A 16382-nucleotide genomic window follows, 5' to 3' on the forward strand; every position below is an offset into this window, starting at 1 on the left:
CCGCCGACGCGCCCGTGCCACCGGTCTTTTCAGGTCGGCGGGACTGGCCGCCGACCCGACCTTCAGAACGAACCAGGCACCATTCTCTGCGCGGTGGTGGGGGCGTCGGGGATCAGCAGATCGCGGCGCGTGGCGGCGGTGCGTGCCGACTGAGCGCTCGCATCGCCGGAAATGGGCGTGCAACTGCGACCGGCGAGGAAGTCGAGCGCCTGACGCGTCGAGGCCTCCTGCGGATCGCCGAGCTGATAGCCGATATCGTCCGCCGCCTTGCAGCTCGCCTCGACCGTGGTCGCCAGGCCGTCATAGTAGTTGCCGTTGCGTGCGGCGTTCTGCGTCGCCAGCGCGACGACGCGGAGCCGATCGTCGCAGGCTGCCCGGTCGAGCGGGATCTGACCGACCGGCTTGCCGTAGGTGTTGGTCCCGATCAGCGCGGAATTGGTGTGCAGATACGGCGTGAACGCGTTGATCACGATCTCGCTCGCCGATGCCGTCCCGCCGGTGCCGATGAACGCGATCCTGGTCGGGGCGATCGATTCGGCCTGTGGCTTGAAGAAGCGCGTCGTGTTGTTCGCGGCCTTCTCGGTGCGGAACGAGACGTAATCGAACACCTCCGAGGTCGAGCGGCCGCCACCGAGCAGGTCGCCGAGATATTCCGCCGTGTCGATCAGGCCACCGCCATTGTAGCGCAGGTCGACGATCACGTTGGTGATGCCCTTGGCGCGGAAATCGGCGAAGGCGGCTTTCAGCGCGGGCTCGGCGGTGGTGATGAAGGTGCGCAGGTTGAGATACCCAACCTGACGCCCGCCATCGGTGATGACCTTGGCACCATAGCGCGACGAGACCGGGAGCAACGTGAAGTCGGTCTTGGTGACGGTCACGTCGCGGGTGCCGGCGGCGTTCGCAATGCGCAGGACACGCGAGGTTCCCGCGGTGTTGGGGCCGAGCGCGGTGTTCAGCCCCGCGGTACCCTCCGCCGCGATGATCGCCGGCACGGTCCGGAGGTTCGCCGAGGTCGTGCCGATCGCCAGGATCTCGGTACCGCGATCGATCCCCGCGGCGAGCGCCGGCGTGTTCTCGAACGTCTCGGCGGAGAACAGCCGCTGTCCGCTCTGGTCGAGGCCCAGGCGGAAGCCGAAGCCCGCGCTGGCGCCAGAATTATAATAGGCGTTCTCTTCCTTGATCGACGTCAGATAGGTGAAGAACCGATCTTTCCGTTGCGCCCGCGCGGTGGCGGTCAAGGCATCGATGTAGGCGTCGACGGTCGTGTACGGCGCCGGATCCAGGCTGGCCGGCAGCGTATCAGGGAACAGATACCATTCGCGAAGCTGCGCCGCCGCCCAATCCTGCCGTTCGCGAAGCGAGCACCCCGTCGAGGCGGTGGGCGTCGGCGTCGCCGCCGAGCTGTTGCCCGAGGTGATCGCCCCGCTGTCGCCACCCCCGCAACCCGACAGCATCGCCGTCATCGCCAAAATTGCGCCAAACCGCTTACGCATCGATTGTTTTCCCCTTTTGGGGGAAGCTACGGATTTCGAAACGTAATGTCAGCCGGAAACGAGAGTTTGATCCCAAGTCGTTCGATCAGCTGACGGCTTCGACCACCGCTGCGCGAAGTTCGGGGATACCCATGCCGTATTCGCTCGACGTGACGAGAATATCGGGATGCGCGGCCGGGCGTTTCCGCGCTTCGGCGGCGGTGCGCTCGGTGACCTCGACCAGTTCGGACGCCTTGATCTTGTCCGCCTTGGTCAGAACCATGCGGTAGCTCACCGCGGCCTTGTCGAGCATTTCGAGGATCTCGCGGTCGACGTCCTTGATGCCGTGGCGGGAATCGATCAGCACGAGTGCGCGCTTCAATACGTCACGCCCGCGCAGGAAGTCGTTGATCAGGAAACGCCATTTCTTGACGACGTCCTTGGGCGCCTTGGCGAACCCGTAGCCGGGCATGTCGACAAGTCGGAACGCGAGCGGCGCGCCGACGTCGAAGAAGTTCAGTTCCTGCGTACGGCCGGGCGTGTTCGACGTGCGTGCCATCGAGTTGCGCCCCGTCAGCGCGTTGAGCAGCGACGACTTGCCGACGTTCGAGCGACCCGCGAACGCCACCTCCGGCACCGACGCATCGGGCAGGAATTCGAGCGTCGGCGCAGACTTCAAGAAGCCGACATGCCCCGCGAACAGTTTGCGCGCATGCTCCAGCATCTCGGGCGTGAACGGTGCGTCGGTCTGCTCGAGATCCGGGCCGAGGTTGGATGGCTCGTTCACTTGGTCACCGGCACTTTCAGACCCGGATGGCGGGCGTAGAGCAACTTCTGTTGAATGATCGTCAGGCAGTTCGACGTGATCCAGTAGACCTGGAGGCCGACCGCGAACGGCGCCATCACGAACATCAGCACCCAGGGCAGCAGCGCGAATACCTGCTTCTGCGTGTCGTCCATCGGTGTCGGGTTCAGCTTGAACTGGAAGTACATGCTGATGCCCAGGATGATCGGGACCACGCCGATCGCGATCATGTGCGGCGGCGTGAAGGCGAGCAGGCCGAACAGGTTGAGCGGCGTCAGCGGATCGGGCGCGGAGAGATCCTTGATCCACGCGACGAATGGCTGGTGACGCATTTCGATCGTCAGCATCAGCACCTTGTAGAGCGCGTACATGATCGGGATCTGGAGGAGCGTCGGGGCGCAACCGGCGAGCGGGTTGACGCCCTCGGCCTTGTACAGCGCCATCGTCTCCTGCTGCAGCCGGACCTTGTCGTCCTTGTGCTTTTCCTGGAGCGCCTTCGCCTTGGGCTGGACCGCACGCATCGCCGCCATCGACTTGAACTGGCGCTGCGCGATCGGGAACAGCAGCCCGCGGATCGTCACGGTGAGCAGGATGATCGCGACGCCGAAGTTGCCGATCACGCGGAACAGCCAGTCGAGATAATAGAAGATCGGCTTCTCGACGATCCGGAACCAGCCCCAGTCGATCGCATAATCGAGCTTGGCGACGCCGCCGGCCTGATCCGAGTAGCGATCGAGCAAGCGGACTTCCTTGGCGCCGGCGAAGAAGCGCGAGGTCTGCGTGATCGCCTGGCCAGGGGCGAGCTGCTTGGGCTGGAGCGCGTAGTCGGCCTGGTACGCCTTGTTGGCGCCGGCGCGGAACTGACCGTCGAACGACTGCGCCTGATCGGGGATGATCGCGGTCAGCCAGTATTTGTCGGTGAAGCCGAGCCAGCCGCCGGTCGTCGTGAACTTCTGCGCGGCGGCGTCGATGTCCTTGTAGTTCGGGCGGTAATGCGCACCGCCATTGTCGACCGACATCGGCCCGACATGGATCGTCATCGACGACGGATCCTTCGAGATGCCGACGCGGTTGACGAGGCCGTAGGGCGCGACGGGGACGGGCCCGGTGCCGGCGTTCAGGACGGTCTGGCGGACCGTGAACATGTAATCCTGGTCGACCGCGATCTGGATGCGGAAGCGCTGGCCGGTGGCGTTGGTCGCGTCGAGCGTGACCGGCGTGGTCGGCGTCAGCGTGGTCGCGCCCGAGGGCGTCCAGACGGCGTCGGCGGCGGGCGGGGTCAGCCCTTGCGCGCGCCAGCCGAAGCTTGCGAAATACGCGTCGGGTGCGCCGGCCGGCGAGAGCAGGCGGATCGGCGGCGAGTTCTTCGCGACGGTCTCGTCATAGCCCTTGAGCACGAGATCGTCGATCCGCGCGCCCTTCAGGTTGATCGACCCGGACACGCGGGGGGTCTCGATGCGGATGCGCGGCGTTTCGGCGATCACGGCGGCGCGATCGCGGACTGCGGCGGCACCATCCGCGGCCGGATCGGCGGCGGGGTTCGCCACGGCCTTGGTCTTGCCGCCCTCGATCTTCGTGACCGGCGGATTCGCGGTCGGGAAGAACTTGCCCTGGATCAGCGGCCATCCGAACAGGATCAGCGCCGCGATCACCGCGAACAGCACGAAATTCTGCTTGTCGTCTTTCACAGGGCGGCGTCTTTCAATTTCTTGTCGATATCAGGGACTGGGTCAGGGCCGTACCCGCCCCACGGATGGCAACGCGCAATACGCTTCGCCGCCAACCAGCCCCCCTTGAGCGCGCCATAGCGCCCAACGGCCTCGATTGCATAGGCGGAACACGAAGGATCGTAGCGGCAGCTCGACGGCAGGACGAGCGAAGGGCCGAGTTGCCAGCCGCGGGCGAGGAGGATGAGGAGGCGGGCTAGCATGTCAAAACCGACGTTCGCCCACGCCGTCAAATTGTTTCCCCGCGAAGGCGGGGACCCAGACTGGGCTCCCGCCTTCGCGGGAGAACACGAAGCGGGGGAAGGCAGCGAGGTTAGACCCGATCCACTCGTCCCCAAACACCACCCCGGCGAAGGCCGGGGCCCAATTGGGGGACAACGGTAACGAGGCGCAGCCATTCATCACGGCCGCTTTCCCATTTGGGCCCCGGCCTTCGCCGGGGTGGTGGCCTGTGCTCGCGTGGTGGCCTGTGCTGGCGTGGTGGTGTCTGCTGACATGGTAGCAGCAGCGGCCGGCGTCACCTTGCGGAACGCCTTGCCAAGCTCAGTCCGCAACAGCGCGAAGTCCCGCTCGACCCCGCCGTTGCGCCCGATCAACACATGATCAGCCCCAGCAACGCCGCGCTCCGCCAACAGCTCACGCGCCAAAGCCCGCAACCGCCGTTTCATGCGGTTCCGGACGACGGCGTTGCCGATCTTCTTGGTGACGGTGAAGCCGATTCGCATCGTCTCGTCACCGTCATCGCGGGGGCGCATGAGCAGGACGAATCCCGGCATCGGTGCGCGCTTCCCCGCATTCGCCGCGAGAAAATCGCGGCGTTTGTCGAGTATCGTTAAGCTGGCGGCGCCAGCGGGTATAGTTAGGCCGACAGCTTCTTGCGACCGCGGGCGCGGCGTGCGTGGATCACTGCCCGGCCGCCGACCGTCGCCATCCGTGCGCGGAAGCCGTGACGGCGTGCGCGTACCAGGTTGCTCGGCTGAAAGGTCCGCTTCATTGGTCATTCCCTAGGTCATCAAATAGAAAACGGCCGCCACGGGGACGGCCTTGATGGCTGGGCGCTTACGGAAAGGGCGGCGGTAAGTCAATTCGCACCGGCCTTGGCAGCCGCGCTTTTCGACGCCTTCGCCCGCTCGTGCCGCCGCATCGCGCTCTGCCGCCGCATCATCCGGTCGACAAACTGACCGGTCCGCGGCCAGCGCCGCTTCAGCCGCGCCCATTTCAGCCGCGCCCAGCGCGAATTGCGCAGCACCAGCACCATCCCGCCGGCGAACAGGAATATCCCCGCCGGCCCCGGCAACGGCGCAAGGATCGGGGCGCTCAGGATCAGGACCACCCCGAGCAGCAACTGGCCGATGCGCAGAATAGGGGAGCGGACGGCTTTCACGGAAGGCATGTGGGTCCGGTGTATTAGGTTAACAAGACGGGGAAGCGGGGCAAGGTCACGTGCCCGGCTTGCAGACATGGCAATTCGGGTATGAATAAGGCGTGACGTCGGGTCGCGGGGGAGCGGGCATGGCGGCGATCGTAACGACGGTGGCGTATCTCGGGCTCGAAGCGCGCGCGGTCGAGGTGCAAGTCCAACTGATTCCAGGACTTCCCGCGTTCAACGTCGTCGGATTGGCGGACAAGGCGGTCGGCGAAAGCCGTGAGCGCGTGCGCGGGGCGATCGCCGGCATGGGGCTGTCCCTGCCACCGAAGCGCATCGCGGTGAACCTGTCGCCCGCCGATCTGCCGAAAGAAGGATCGCATTTCGATCTTCCTATTGCGCTGGCATTGCTGGCGGCGATGGGCGTGGTCGATGCCGAGGCGCTCGCGGATTACGTGATCGTCGGCGAACTTGGGCTCGACGCGCGGATCACCGCCTCGCCGGGCGTGCTGCTGGCCGCGCTGCATGCGTCGGAAGTGGGGAAGGGGCTCGTCTGCCCCGCTGCGCAGGGGTCGGAGGCGGCTTGGGCGGGCGAGATCGAGGTGATCGCCGCACCCGACCTGTTGTCGCTGCTCAACCACTTCAAGGGTCATGGCCTGCTTAGTCCCCCCAAGCCGGGAATCGCCGAGGCGTCCGACCACGGTCCCGACCTTCGCCAAGTAAAAGGTCAGGAAACCGCCAAGCGCGCGCTGGAGATCGCCGCCGCCGGCTCGCACAACCTGTTGATGGTCGGGCCGCCCGGCTCGGGCAAGTCGCTGATGGCGGCCTGCCTCCCCGGCATCCTGCCGCCGCTCGATCCGGCCGAGGCGCTTGAAGTATCGATGGTCCAGTCGGTTGCCGGCACCTTGTCGGGCGGTCGGCTGACTCGGACGCGGCCATTCAGGGCGCCGCACCATTCCGCCTCGATGGCGGCGCTCACCGGCGGCGGGCTGAAGGTGAAGCCGGGTGAGGTCAGCCTCGCGCATCTCGGCGTGCTGTTTCTCGACGAACTCCCCGAGTTCCAGCGCGCCGTGCTCGATTCGCTGCGCCAACCGCTCGAAACCGGCACGGTCAGCGTCGCGCGCGCCAACGCACACGTCACCTCCCCGCCCGTGTCCAGCTGATCGCCGCAATGAACCCGTGTCGGTGCGGCCATCTCGGCGATGCGAGTCTCGCCTGCGCCCGCGCGCCGAAATGCGCGGCGGACTATCAGGCGAAGGTGTCCGGTCCGCTGCTCGACCGGATCGACCTTCACATCGACGTCCAGGCCGTCAGCGCGGCCGATCTGATCCTCCCGCCGCCGACCGAAGGCTCGGCGGAAGTCGCCGCCCGCGTCGCCGTAGCCCGCACGATCCAGTCCGACCGCTACCGCGACCATCCGGTTCGAACGAACGCCGAGGCGGATGGTGCGCTGCTCGACTCCGTTGCCATGCCCGAAGAGGCCGGCCGCAAGTTGCTGGCTCAAGCCGCCGAAGCGATGCGCCTCACCGCCCGCGGCTATACCCGTATACTGCGCGTCGCCCGCACCATCGCCGACCTCGCGGGCAGCGAGACCGTCGGCCGGATCCACATCGCCGAAGCGCTCAGCTATCGTCGCCAGCCACCGAGAAACTGAATCGATACGTTTTCCGATGAAGACGGCTTGCCGCGGCGGAAAGCTTCGTCTAGCCAACCCGCCGCTGCCCCTGTGGCGAAATTGGTAGACGCGACCGACTCAAAATCGGTTGCCGCAAGGCATGCTGGTTCGATTCCGGCCAGGGGCACCATCTCTTCCCGACGATCATTCTCCGACCACCGACCACCGACCCTCGGGGCGGGCAGCAATACCGCCCGTTTCCTTGCGAAAATTTCGCCGGTAAGGACGCGGTATGGCGAAGCGACCGGTCCGATATGTCTCGTCGCGACGGCGCAAGCGATCCGGGCTGAAGCCATCGTCCGAGCATTGGCTGCTCCTGCTTGGTGCGGTTGTTGCGTTCGCGGTCGTCATCGGATGGCTGACGGATGTGCCCTGGCCGACCGAAACCAACGCGGGTAATCGCAAACCGCGGCTGACGATGGCGCAGGCGCGCGCCTCGAACGCCCTGGTCCCGATCGCCACCGCCAAACGCCGGGCGGCGACGCCGTTCCGGTTCCGTGGTGGTCCGGCCGCGCGGCTCCAGGCAACCGACTGCCTCGCGACCGTCGCGCTGTACGAGGCGGGTGACGACCGCGATGCGCAGCGCGCGGTCATCCAGGTCGTGCTCAACCGGGTCGGCGCGGCGGGATTTCCCAAGACGGTGTGCGGCGTCGTCTATCAGGGCGCGAACCGGACGACCGGGTGCCAGTTCTCGTTCAGCTGCGACGGGTCGCGCACGCGGCGGCCCGAACATGAGGGCTGGGAGCAGGCGCGTCGCGCCGCCCGCCGTGCGCTGAGCGGCTATGTCTACGCGCCGGTCGGTCGCGCGACGCACTATCATACCGACTGGATGGTGCCGTATTGGCGCAGTTCGCTCGTCAAGGTGGCGACCGTCGAGTCCCATATCTTCTATCAACGGCGATGACGTCTATGCACAGATTTTCGACAGCGCTGGCCAGGGTCGCCTGCCTCGCCGTGTTCCTCGTGACGGGGTGCGCGGGCGGATCGTACCGTCCGGTCAGCGACGCGCAGGTCAAGCTCGGCGGCCCGTATCGCGTCCGCGGCACGACCTATGTCCCGGCGGCGGATCCGAGCTACGACGTGCTGGGCTATGCAAGCTGGTACGGCAGTGAATCGGGCAACCGGACCGCCAATGGCGAACGGTTCCGTGCCGAGTGGCCGACTGCGGCGCATACGACGCTGCCGCTACCGACCTATGTCGAGGTCACCGCGCTCGACACCGGTCGGCGGATCATCGTGCGGATCAACGATCGCGGGCCGTTCGCGGGGCATGCAAGGATACTCGATCTGTCGCGCGGCGCCGCCGAACTGCTTGGCATACGCGCTGGCGGGCTAGCCGCCGTGCGGGTGCGCCGCGTCGAACCGTCGGACGAGGATCGCGCCCGGTTGCGCAAGGGGAAGCCCGCGCGATCGTTGCCGCCGATCTCCGAGCATGACAGGCTGAGCTTCCGATCGCAGCTTTCCGCCGCGGGCTTCTGAAGTGTCGCGCGCGCCTACATCGCCAGCGCGCGGTCGTAGCCGGTGAGTTCGAGATAGCCCCGGCCGCCACGCGTCCGCACCGCCCCCTCCCAATAGACCGGCAATCCGCTGCGGCGTGCGTCGAGTTCCTGCGCGGCGAACATCGGCGTCAGGCGCCAGCGCTGGATCCGGTTGGCGGTGCGGACGCTCAGCTCCTGCGCCACCGGATAGGTCGCGCCGGTCGCCTTGCTCCGCCATGTCGCGAGCGGGCGGAACGCGACGTCGGTGGGCCCGAACACCGTCGTGGTGCCATCGGCGCGGCGCAGCGACCCGCCCGACCACAGGATCCCGCCCCCCTTGCGGCGGATCCGGAACGCCATCAGCGCCGAGCCGTCGTCGAAGTTGAGCCCGGTCCAGTCCCACCCTTGCGCGGTCGGGGCGAGATAGTTCGACGACCATTCGCGATCGAGCCACGCCTCGCCGCGCACCGCGACGGTCTGCGCGCCGCGCGTCACTCGCCCGGTCACGCGCAGATGCGGGATCGAATAATAATAGCTCGCCTCCTCAGGCCGCGGCCCCTTGCGGCTATACCCGCCACGACCTTGCGGCAGCGGCGGCTGGGTGGGCTGGAGATCGAGCGCCAGCCCGAAACCGTCGGCGGTCACGCGCGTCGTCCAATGCCCGTCCTTCGCGCGCCGCATGCGCCAGTCGCGGATCGCGACGTCGGCATCACCGGTGCGCGCCTGCGCCAGACCGAAACCGGCCCGCGCCGCACGCTCGCCGTGGAGCAATCTTCCAGTCGCGGGATCGGATAGCGCGGCGTGCGCGAACAGCACCTGGTTCGGCGCGAACCGGCTCGGATTGCGCGAGTCGCCGGGCGGCCGCGTGCGGAAGAAGGTGACCTGAAAGCCGAGATCCTCGCCTGCATCCGTCTTCAGCCAGCCGGTGACGTACCACCATTCGGTGCGGAACGTCGGATGCGCACCGTGATCGGCCGGGAATCGCAGCACGATACCCGGGCGGACGACCGGGTAGGGCGTCGCAGGCGGGGCGGCGATGCCGACCGTCGCGATCAAGCCGAGCAACAGTCCGATACGGTGCATCACCAATCCTCCCGTACCGATTGCACCGCGCTACTCGCAGTCGCCCGGCGTCCTGCCAGCACCGCAGTCACCGCGGCTGCACCGGTCAAGGCCGCCGCAACGCCGAGCAGCGTCTCGTAGGGAATCCGCGTCGTCATCGTCCAGTTGAACGACTGCGGATTGATGACGTGGATCAGCACCTGCGACAGGATCAGCCCCAGCCCGATCCCGGCGAGCGCGCCGGTCAAGCCAACGATCGCGCCCTCGATTCCCAGCATCGCGGTTAACTGGCGGCGGGTCAGGCCGAGGTGCCGCAGCATCCCGAATTCGCGTTCGCGCGCGATCGTCTGCGCGGACATCGTCGCCGCGACCCCGGCCAGCCCGACCAGGATCGCGACCGCTTCGAGCAGGTAGGTCACCGCGAAACTGCGATCGAACAGCGTCAGCGCGAGCTTCCGCAGTGTCGCCGGACGACCGACCTCGACATTGTCGCGCAGGCTTGCCGGCAACCGCGCTGTCATCGCGTCGGCGACCTTGCCGATATCCTGGCCGGGCGCGACCATCGCCGAAATTTCGTCGCGGCCGTCGTCGCCGGTGAGCCGCTGGTAATCGCCCTCGTCGATCAGCACCGCACCCGCCTGACGCCCGTAATCTCGCCACACGCCCGCGACCACGAACCGCGTTCGTCCGGCGATCGGCAGCGTGATGGTCTCGTCGGGTTCCCAGCCATAAATGCGTTGCGCGGGTTCGGAGACCCAGACGGGCAGGGCGTTGGTCGGCAACGCTGACCCCTTCGCGATCAGGACCAGCAGCGGATCGCGACCGCCGCGCTCGGGCCGTGCGATCAGGCTAATCGGCGGACGATCGGGCGTTATCGTCAGCGGGATCTGGCGGCTGAAAGCGAGCCGCGTGACACCCGGCGTGGTAGCGAGGCGTGTCCGGGTCGCCGGATCGAAGCTCGCCCCCGCGGTCGTCCGCAGATACAGATCGGCGCCAAGCACCTGCCCGAGCCATTCGTCGACCGCGCCACGAAAGCTGGTCACCATCGTCGCCATCGCGATCATCAGCGCGGTCGACGCGACGATCCCGCATAGCGCGGTTGCCGCCTCGCCGGGCGCACCGTGAAGATGCCGCACCGCCAGCAGCCCAGAAACGCTGCCGTGCGTGCGCTTCGCCAGCGGGGTCAGCAGCGTGCGCGCAAACCACGGAACGCCGGCGACTCCGCCCGCGAGCATCAAGGCCATCCCGGCGAAACCGAACAGTGGCAGGCCGTCGATCGCGGGGAGCATCGCCACGCCGCCGCCGACCAGCAACAGCGCGGCGGCGGGCCACCACGGCACGGTGCGGCGCGGGTCGAGCACGTCGCCTGCGTTCTTCAACGCGGCGGCGGGCGCGGCGCGGGCGGCGGCACGCGCAGGCAGCGCACTGCCGAGCACCGCGGCGAGCAGACCGAGCGCGAAAAAGCCGAGCGCCGCCTCCGGCTGGAACACGACATGCGCCGCGCCGCCGCCGAAATAGCCCGCGCCGAGATCGCCACCGAACCAGTGCAGCGCTGCCCAGGCGAGGCCGTAGCCCGCGGCAAGTCCTGCCGAGGCGCCGACCAGACCGATCGCCAGCCCCTCGACCACTACCGCCGCGACGATCCCGCCGCGCCGCATGCCGAGAGTGCGCAGCAACGCGAACGCGCGCTGGCGACGGACCACCGACAGCGACTGCGCCGAATAGACCAGGAAACCGCCGGTCAGCAGCGCGACCAGCGCCAGCATGTCGAGGTTGACGCGGTACGCTCGCGACAGCGAATCGCCCTGCGCGTTCTGCGTCTGCGCGCTCGAGAGGATAGCATCGGCGGGGAGGATCGCGCGCAACGCGGTCTCCGCCGCTGGCCGATCCGCCAGCGCGAGGTCGATCCGGTCGACCCGGCCGAGCCGTCCGAACCGCCACTGCGCCGCGGCGATGTCGATCACCGCGACCACGGTTGCGGCATCCGACGCGGGAAGCGTGCCGGCGATGCGCAGCGGCACCGACCGGCCGTTCGCGCTCACCACGATGCGTCGCCCGACCGCGGTCCGGGCCTGCGTGAGCGCGGCGCGCGACAGGAACACCGAATCTTCGTCGAACGCGGTATCGGCATTCGACGCGTCCTGGCCGAGACTCGGCGGACGCACGCCGATCAGCGACGGCGTTACCATCGCCGCGCGGATAACATCGACGCCGAGCAGCGTCAGTCGGGTCTTGCCGATCCGCGCATCGAGCGACACGACCGGGCTCGCATCGGCGACGCCGTCGGCGCGTGCCACGCGCGGATAGAGCCGTTCATCGACGCCGAGCGGGCTGGTCGCGCGGACTGACAGTTCGGCCGCACCGCTGACGCCGCGCATCGCCCCGTCGAACGCCGCCAGCGCCGAACCGTTGACCAGATGGACTGCGAACCCGAGCGCCACGCCGACCAGAATCGCGACCGCGGTGAGCAGGAATCGGGCAGGGTGGAACCGCCATTCGCCGCCGATCAGCCAGCCGAGCGCGAGGCGGCTCGATCGCAGGCCCGGCTCGCCCCGGTCGCCTGGCTTAAGCGCCACGATGCTCCACCAGCCCGTCGCGTCCCAGCGTCAGCACGCGGTCGGCGATCGCCGCGGTCGCTGCCGAATGCGTCACCATGATCCCCGCTGCACCGTTGCCGCGCACTGCGTCGGCGAACAACGCGAGCACGCGCGCCGCCGTCTCGGGGTCGAGATTGCCGGTCGGTTCGTCGGCGAGGATCAGCGCAGGCCGGTGGACCAGCGCGCGGGCGATCGCGACGCGCTGCAATTCGCCGCCCGACAGATCGCGCGCATAGCCGTCGCCGCGGCCACCAAGACCGACCGCATCGAGCATCGCTTCCGCGCGCGCCTTGGCCGCACCGGCATCGGGCGAGATCAGGGCTAGCGGGAGCGCGACGTTCTGCTGCAGCGTCAGATAGGGAAGGATATGAAAGGCCTGAAACACGAAGCCGATCCGCTCGCGCCGCAGCCGGGTCCGCGCGGTTTCGTCCAGCGGGCCGAGCACCACGCCGTCGATCGCGACGCTGCCCTCGTCGGCGTCGTCGAGCCCGGCGAGGATGTTGAGCAGGCTTGATTTGCCGACCCCGGACTCGCCGATGATCGCGACCAGTTCGCCGGCCGCGACTTCGAGGTCGAGACGCTCGAACAGCCGCCGCGGTCCCGGCACCGATTTGCCGAGCGCGTTGACCGACAACAGGGAGGCGGCTTCGCTCATGGCCGACGCGTGCAGGACGAGCGCGGGTTGGACAAGTCCGATTCTGCGGCTGTCACCGGATCTGGTTCATCGATGTTATCGTGCCGGTATTTCATACGCGGCTCCCGCCGCTTGTCCGCGCCGCTTCGCTCCGGCACGATAATCGCAACACAAAACGCGAGAGGGTCCGATGGCGCAGTACGGCGATTTCCAGAACGCGATCTATGGCGCGGGCTTGCGCGGTGTCGTGCCGAAGCTCCCGGTCGATTTCGCAACGCTCGAACGGCGCGCCAGCGCGGCGCTGCCGCCCGCGGTGCTGTCGTATCTCCAGGGCGGGTGCGGCGACGAACATACCCAGGACGAGAATGCCGCCGCGTTTCGTCACTGGGGCCTGGTGCCGCGGATGATGGTCGATTGCCGGACGCGCGATCTGTCGATCGAGTTGTTCGGGCTGACTCTGCCGACGCCGCTGTTCATGGCCCCGGTCGGGATCAACGGCATCTGCACGCAGGATCAGCACGGCGATCTCGCCGCGGCACGCGCCTCGGCGATGACCGGCGTGCCGCTGATGGCGTCGACCCTCTCCAACGATCCGCTCGAAACCGTGGCGCAAGCGCTGGGCGATACGCCGGGCTTCTTCCAGCTCTACACACCCAAGGACGTCGGGGTCGCCGAGAGCCTCGTCCACCGCGCCGAGGCGGCGGGGTACAAGGCGATCGTCGTGACGCTCGACACCTGGGTGACCGGCTGGCGTCCGCGCGATCTTAATGCGGCGAACTTTCCGCAGCTCCGCGGCCATGTGCTGATGAATTATTTCTCCGACCCTGCCTTCCGCAAGCTGCTGGCAAAGCCACCCGAGGAGGATCCGGCGGCGGCGATCGGCGCGTGGGCGGCGACGTTCGGACGGGTGCTCACCTGGGCGGACATGCCGTGGCTGCGTTCGCTCACCAAATTGCCGATCGTGCTGAAGGGCATCTGCCACCCCGACGATGCGCGGCGCGCGATCGACGAGGGCGCGGACGGCATCTACTGCTCCAATCACGGCGGTCGGCAGGCGAATGGCGGGATCGCCGCGATCGACATGCTCGCCGATGTCGTTGTGGCCTCGGGCACGACGCCGGTGCTGTTCGATTCGGGCGTGCGGTCGGGGGCCGATGTCGTCAAGGCGCTCGCGCTCGGCGCCACCGCGGTCGGGGTCGGTCGCCCCTATACCTACGGACTGGCGCTCGATGGCGCAGAGGGTGCGGCGCACGTCCTCAAGTGCCTGCTTGCCGAGGCCGACCTGCTGATGGCGGTCAACGGCTATCCGACCATCGCCGATGTGCGCACGGCCGGCGCCGTCCGCCAGCCGCGCTGAGCCGCTCAGTCGATACGGTACTGGATCGGCTTGAAGCTGCCGCCGTTCGATTGCAGCGCCGAGCACGCGGTCATGCCGATCACCAGATCCATCTCGGCGCGAAAGACGATTGTGTCGCCGGCCTTGCTCAGCGGCGGTTCGACGGTGAAGGTGCCGGTCGTGCCGTCGATCGGCACGTTCATGAAGCAGTTGAACGCCACCGGGATCTGGTCCGGCTCGATCCCCCAGGGCGCGAGCGCCTCGGCGAGATTGCCGAAACACCCTCGATGCGGATCGATATCGCCATAAATGATCGCGAAGGTTTCCTTCGAGCACGGCGTCAGCAGGAAATCGTGCCGCCCGACATCGTCCGCGACGATATCGAGCATCACGTTGCTGCGGTTCGAATACAGCCGGTCGCCGGTCGTCAGATACAGCCGGCTCGCATAATCGAGCGTGCGCCCGGACGAGATCGCCTCGCGCACGTCGCTGCGATTATACGCGAGCAAATCGGAGACCTGCCGACCCTCGGGATCGATCACGGTCAGAACCTGCCCCTTGTCGAGCGTGAAACCGGCACCGGAGCGTGGCGGGATCGTCTTGATATCAGCCACGGGCTTCACCTCGCTTGAATGGGCATTTCCAGGATTCGTCGACGACGCGGCCGCTATATTGTCGTGCCTCGCTGGATTCGCCGTGGCGGGCTAGCATCGGGTTCATCGAGCCAGCATATTCCAGGTCGCGCGCCAGGATCGAAGACCGCAACTTATCGTACCGCTGCTGGTCACGCAAAACCTCGAACTGGTCGTGGAGATTGAATACCATCGCCGGCGACTCGAATTTGCGCGCCGGGCGGCTCGCATTCGGGTGGAGGCCGACCACGAAGAACGCCTCGCCGGCAAAGCTCAGCGAGAAATGTGGATCGTCCGGGTCGCTGCTCACCGACGGGTCGGGCTGATAGCCGAGCCACTCGTCCTTGTCGCTAAGCGATTGAGCACGCGCCCAAAGATGCTCCTCGAACTCTTCTTCAGACAGCAAAGCAGGCGCTTCGAACAGAATAATGAGCGTCCGGAAAATCGCGCGATCTTCGCGGTACTTGCGCACCGTTTCGCCAAGCGCGGGAGAAATTCTCATGTCATCCCAAGCAGATCGCACGTCGCGCGCGACGAGAATGTCCATCTGTCCCTTGGCGAGTGCCGATTTCGCGCCGACACACGGAAAGAGCGGTGCCTGCACCGTTTCGATAAACTTGCGTGCGAGGGGGTGGTCGTTTTGAAAGATTGGCTGATACATGATCGGGGACGAACCCTCGAACCGCAGCAATGTTGCGCACCCGACACGAGCTTTTGATATGTATCAGTACGAATCCCGATCTGTTCTTCTATCCCTTGTGGCGGTACGGGACGGGTCGATAAAGGGGCGTTGATGATCTCGGAAAAGTTTCTCATGGGGCGCGGCCGCCATGAACTGAGCAACGAAGAAAAGCAGGTGCTGGAAGACGGCATCGGCTCCGTGCGACAGGTCGCGGCGCGCAAGCGGATCGTCCGCGCGGGTGACCTGATCGAGACGAGCACGCTGCTGATCGAGGGGTTCGTGTGCCGATATATGGACGACCGCGAGGGCCAGCGTCAGCTGGTCGCAGTGCACGTGCCGGGCGATTTCGTCGATCTTCACGCCTTTCCGATGAAGCGGCTCGACCATGATATCGCAACGCTCGGGCCGGTGAAGATCGCCTGTTATGAGCATCGCACGTTGCAGATGATCACCGAGCGCTATCCGCATCTGACGCAGAAGCTGTGGTTCAGCACGCTGCTCGACGCCGCGATGCACCGCGAGTGGATCTTCCGGCTCGGGCGGCTCGGCGCTGAGGGGCGGATCGCGCATCTGTTCTGCGAACTCAACGTGAAGCTCGAAATGGTCGGGATGGCCGCGGACGGCCGGTTCATGCTGCCGATGACGCAGCCGGATCTGGCCGAAGCGACGGGGTTGACCGGCGTCCACGTCAATCGTGTGCTCCGCGTCCTGCGCGAGCGCGAATTGCTGACGTTCAAGGGCGGCCAGGTCTGCATTCTCGACAGGCAAAAGCTTGCCAAGCTCGCCGAGTTCGAACCGCAATATTTGTACGGAACGCACGCGGACGGGTGACCGGCTGTATTGCTGCCGGGTCGGTGACGACCGCGGCCGATCCCGCAGCGGGGTTCCGCACCGCGACTTTACCTCTATGCTACCC

General features: G+C 67.1%; 17 protein-coding genes, 1 tRNA gene and 1 pseudogene. 7 read left to right on the forward strand and 12 right to left on the reverse strand.

Translation table 11 applies throughout. From position 1 onward, the window contains the following. Positions 1 to 62: 62 nt before the first annotated feature. The 7 genes from ACLBWL_RS06485 to ACLBWL_RS06515 all read right to left on the reverse strand — a co-directional run bounded on the left by ACLBWL_RS06485 (position 63) and on the right by ACLBWL_RS06515 (position 5397). Positions 63 to 1493, reverse strand: a complete 1431-nt coding sequence (locus tag ACLBWL_RS06485) for a S41 family peptidase (protein ID WP_447791264.1) — start codon at positions 1491 to 1493, stop codon at positions 63 to 65. Positions 1494 to 1578: 85 nt separating this feature from the next. Next, on the reverse strand, positions 1579 to 2196 hold the full coding sequence (gene yihA / locus ACLBWL_RS06490; RefSeq protein ID WP_056487036.1) for a ribosome biogenesis GTP-binding protein YihA/YsxC: 618 nt from the start codon (positions 2194 to 2196) through the stop codon (positions 1579 to 1581). 59 nt (positions 2197 to 2255) lie between these two features. Then, entirely contained in the window at positions 2256 to 3965 is a 1710-nt protein-coding gene (gene yidC, locus ACLBWL_RS06495; RefSeq protein WP_447791266.1) for a membrane protein insertase YidC, read from the reverse strand. Continuing rightward, positions 3962 to 4207, reverse strand: coding sequence for a membrane protein insertion efficiency factor YidD (gene yidD / locus ACLBWL_RS06500; protein ID WP_056062193.1), 246 nt, complete (start codon positions 4205 to 4207; stop codon positions 3962 to 3964). Before yidD ends, yidC begins: the two co-directional genes overlap by 4 nt. Positions 4208 to 4405: 198 nt before the next feature. After that, positions 4406 to 4780, reverse strand: coding sequence for a ribonuclease P protein component (gene rnpA, locus ACLBWL_RS06505; protein WP_447791268.1), 375 nt, complete (start codon positions 4778 to 4780; stop codon positions 4406 to 4408). A gap of 83 nt (positions 4781 to 4863) precedes the next feature. Then, positions 4864 to 4998, reverse strand: a complete 135-nt coding sequence (gene rpmH / locus ACLBWL_RS06510) for a 50S ribosomal protein L34 (protein ID WP_031393806.1) — start codon at positions 4996 to 4998, stop codon at positions 4864 to 4866. Positions 4999 to 5085: 87 nt separating this feature from the next. Further along, on the reverse strand, positions 5086 to 5397 hold the full coding sequence (locus tag ACLBWL_RS06515) for a hypothetical protein (RefSeq protein WP_447791271.1): 312 nt from the start codon (positions 5395 to 5397) through the stop codon (positions 5086 to 5088). A gap of 119 nt (positions 5398 to 5516) precedes the next feature. Here ACLBWL_RS06515 and ACLBWL_RS06520 point away from each other — a divergent pair. The 5 genes and pseudogenes from ACLBWL_RS06520 to ACLBWL_RS06540 form a co-directional block, all read left to right on the forward strand. After that, positions 5517 to 6634 (forward strand): annotated as a pseudogene (locus tag ACLBWL_RS06520) (YifB family Mg chelatase-like AAA ATPase); the annotation flags it as partial. Further along, a complete protein-coding gene (locus ACLBWL_RS06525; RefSeq protein WP_447792029.1) occupies positions 6629 to 7024 on the forward strand; it encodes a magnesium chelatase subunit ChlI family protein in 396 nt (131 codons plus the stop codon). The pseudogene ACLBWL_RS06520 and the gene ACLBWL_RS06525, both read left to right, overlap by 6 nt. 66 nt (positions 7025 to 7090) lie before the next feature. Next, positions 7091 to 7175, forward strand: a tRNA-Leu gene (locus ACLBWL_RS06530). A 102-nt stretch (positions 7176 to 7277) separates the two neighbouring features. Continuing rightward, on the forward strand, positions 7278 to 7949 hold the full coding sequence (locus ACLBWL_RS06535; RefSeq protein WP_447791273.1) for a cell wall hydrolase: 672 nt from the start codon (positions 7278 to 7280) through the stop codon (positions 7947 to 7949). Between the two features lie 5 nt (positions 7950 to 7954). After that, a complete protein-coding gene (locus ACLBWL_RS06540) occupies positions 7955 to 8524 on the forward strand; it encodes a septal ring lytic transglycosylase RlpA family protein (protein ID WP_447791275.1) in 570 nt (189 codons plus the stop codon). Positions 8525 to 8538: 14 nt separating this feature from the next. Here ACLBWL_RS06540 and ACLBWL_RS06545 read toward each other — a convergent pair whose 3' ends face one another. From ACLBWL_RS06545 to ACLBWL_RS06555, 3 genes are read right to left on the reverse strand one after another with little or no spacing between them, the layout of a single operon-like run. Next, on the reverse strand, positions 8539 to 9606 hold the full coding sequence (locus ACLBWL_RS06545) for a lipocalin-like domain-containing protein (RefSeq protein ID WP_447791277.1): 1068 nt from the start codon (positions 9604 to 9606) through the stop codon (positions 8539 to 8541). Then, positions 9606 to 12161: an FtsX-like permease family protein gene (locus tag ACLBWL_RS06550; protein WP_447791279.1), complete on the reverse strand. Its 2556-nt coding sequence runs from the start codon at positions 12159 to 12161 to the stop codon at positions 9606 to 9608. The genes ACLBWL_RS06545 and ACLBWL_RS06550 overlap by 1 nt, the downstream gene beginning before the upstream one ends. Then, positions 12151 to 12837 carry an ABC transporter ATP-binding protein gene (locus ACLBWL_RS06555; protein ID WP_447791281.1) on the reverse strand — a complete coding sequence of 229 codons (687 nt, stop codon included), beginning with the start codon at positions 12835 to 12837 and terminating at the stop codon, positions 12151 to 12153. The genes ACLBWL_RS06550 and ACLBWL_RS06555 overlap by 11 nt, the downstream gene beginning before the upstream one ends. Positions 12838 to 13006: 169 nt before the next feature. Between ACLBWL_RS06555 and ACLBWL_RS06560 the strand changes: the two genes are divergently transcribed. Further along, on the forward strand, positions 13007 to 14173 hold the full coding sequence (locus ACLBWL_RS06560) for an alpha-hydroxy-acid oxidizing protein (RefSeq protein ID WP_447791283.1): 1167 nt from the start codon (positions 13007 to 13009) through the stop codon (positions 14171 to 14173). A 5-nt stretch (positions 14174 to 14178) separates the two neighbouring features. Here ACLBWL_RS06560 and ACLBWL_RS06565 read toward each other — a convergent pair whose 3' ends face one another. Together ACLBWL_RS06565 and gntA are read right to left on the reverse strand one after the other, a co-directional pair. Beyond that, on the reverse strand, positions 14179 to 14766 hold the full coding sequence (locus ACLBWL_RS06565; protein WP_447791285.1) for a DUF1989 domain-containing protein: 588 nt from the start codon (positions 14764 to 14766) through the stop codon (positions 14179 to 14181). Beyond that, complete coding sequence (gene gntA / locus ACLBWL_RS06570; protein ID WP_447791287.1) at positions 14759 to 15445, reverse strand: guanitoxin biosynthesis heme-dependent pre-guanitoxin N-hydroxylase GntA; 687 nt, start codon at positions 15443 to 15445, stop codon at positions 14759 to 14761. Before gntA ends, ACLBWL_RS06565 begins: the two co-directional genes overlap by 8 nt. 132 nt (positions 15446 to 15577) lie before the next feature. Here gntA and ACLBWL_RS06575 point away from each other — a divergent pair, with 132 nt between their 5' ends. Beyond that, the gene (locus ACLBWL_RS06575; protein ID WP_447791289.1) at positions 15578 to 16297 is read left to right on the forward strand and encodes a Crp/Fnr family transcriptional regulator; all 720 of its coding nucleotides are present in this window, start codon (positions 15578 to 15580) and stop codon (positions 16295 to 16297) included. Positions 16298 to 16382: the final 85 nt, after the last annotated feature.

This window comes from Sphingomonas sp. M1A8_2b (assembly GCF_053345535.1).

Excerpts from the sequence above, each read along its gene's own strand:
- ACLBWL_RS06485 (WP_447791264.1), bottom strand. The coding sequence starts at position 1,493 with ATGCGTAAGCGGTTTGGCGCAATTTTGGCGATGACGGCGATGCTGTCG.
- yihA (WP_056487036.1), bottom strand. The coding sequence starts at position 2,196 with ATGCTGGAGCATGCGCGCAAACTGTTCGCGGGGCATGTCGGCTTCTTG.
- yidD (WP_056062193.1), bottom strand. The coding sequence starts at position 4,207 with ATGCTAGCCCGCCTCCTCATCCTCCTCGCCCGCGGCTGGCAACTCGGC.
- rnpA (WP_447791268.1), bottom strand. The coding sequence starts at position 4,780 with ATGCCGGGATTCGTCCTGCTCATGCGCCCCCGCGATGACGGTGACGAG.
- rpmH (WP_031393806.1), bottom strand. The coding sequence starts at position 4,998 with ATGAAGCGGACCTTTCAGCCGAGCAACCTGGTACGCGCACGCCGTCAC.
- ACLBWL_RS06515 (WP_447791271.1), bottom strand. The coding sequence starts at position 5,397 with ATGCCTTCCGTGAAAGCCGTCCGCTCCCCTATTCTGCGCATCGGCCAG.
- ACLBWL_RS06535 (WP_447791273.1), top strand. The coding sequence starts at position 7,278 with ATGGCGAAGCGACCGGTCCGATATGTCTCGTCGCGACGGCGCAAGCGA.
- ACLBWL_RS06540 (WP_447791275.1), top strand. The coding sequence starts at position 7,955 with ATGCACAGATTTTCGACAGCGCTGGCCAGGGTCGCCTGCCTCGCCGTG.
- ACLBWL_RS06545 (WP_447791277.1), bottom strand. The coding sequence starts at position 9,606 with ATGCACCGTATCGGACTGTTGCTCGGCTTGATCGCGACGGTCGGCATC.
- ACLBWL_RS06555 (WP_447791281.1), bottom strand. The coding sequence starts at position 12,837 with ATGAGCGAAGCCGCCTCCCTGTTGTCGGTCAACGCGCTCGGCAAATCG.
- ACLBWL_RS06560 (WP_447791283.1), top strand. The coding sequence starts at position 13,007 with ATGGCGCAGTACGGCGATTTCCAGAACGCGATCTATGGCGCGGGCTTG.
- gntA (WP_447791287.1), bottom strand. The coding sequence starts at position 15,445 with ATGTATCAGCCAATCTTTCAAAACGACCACCCCCTCGCACGCAAGTTT.
- ACLBWL_RS06575 (WP_447791289.1), top strand. The coding sequence starts at position 15,578 with ATGATCTCGGAAAAGTTTCTCATGGGGCGCGGCCGCCATGAACTGAGC.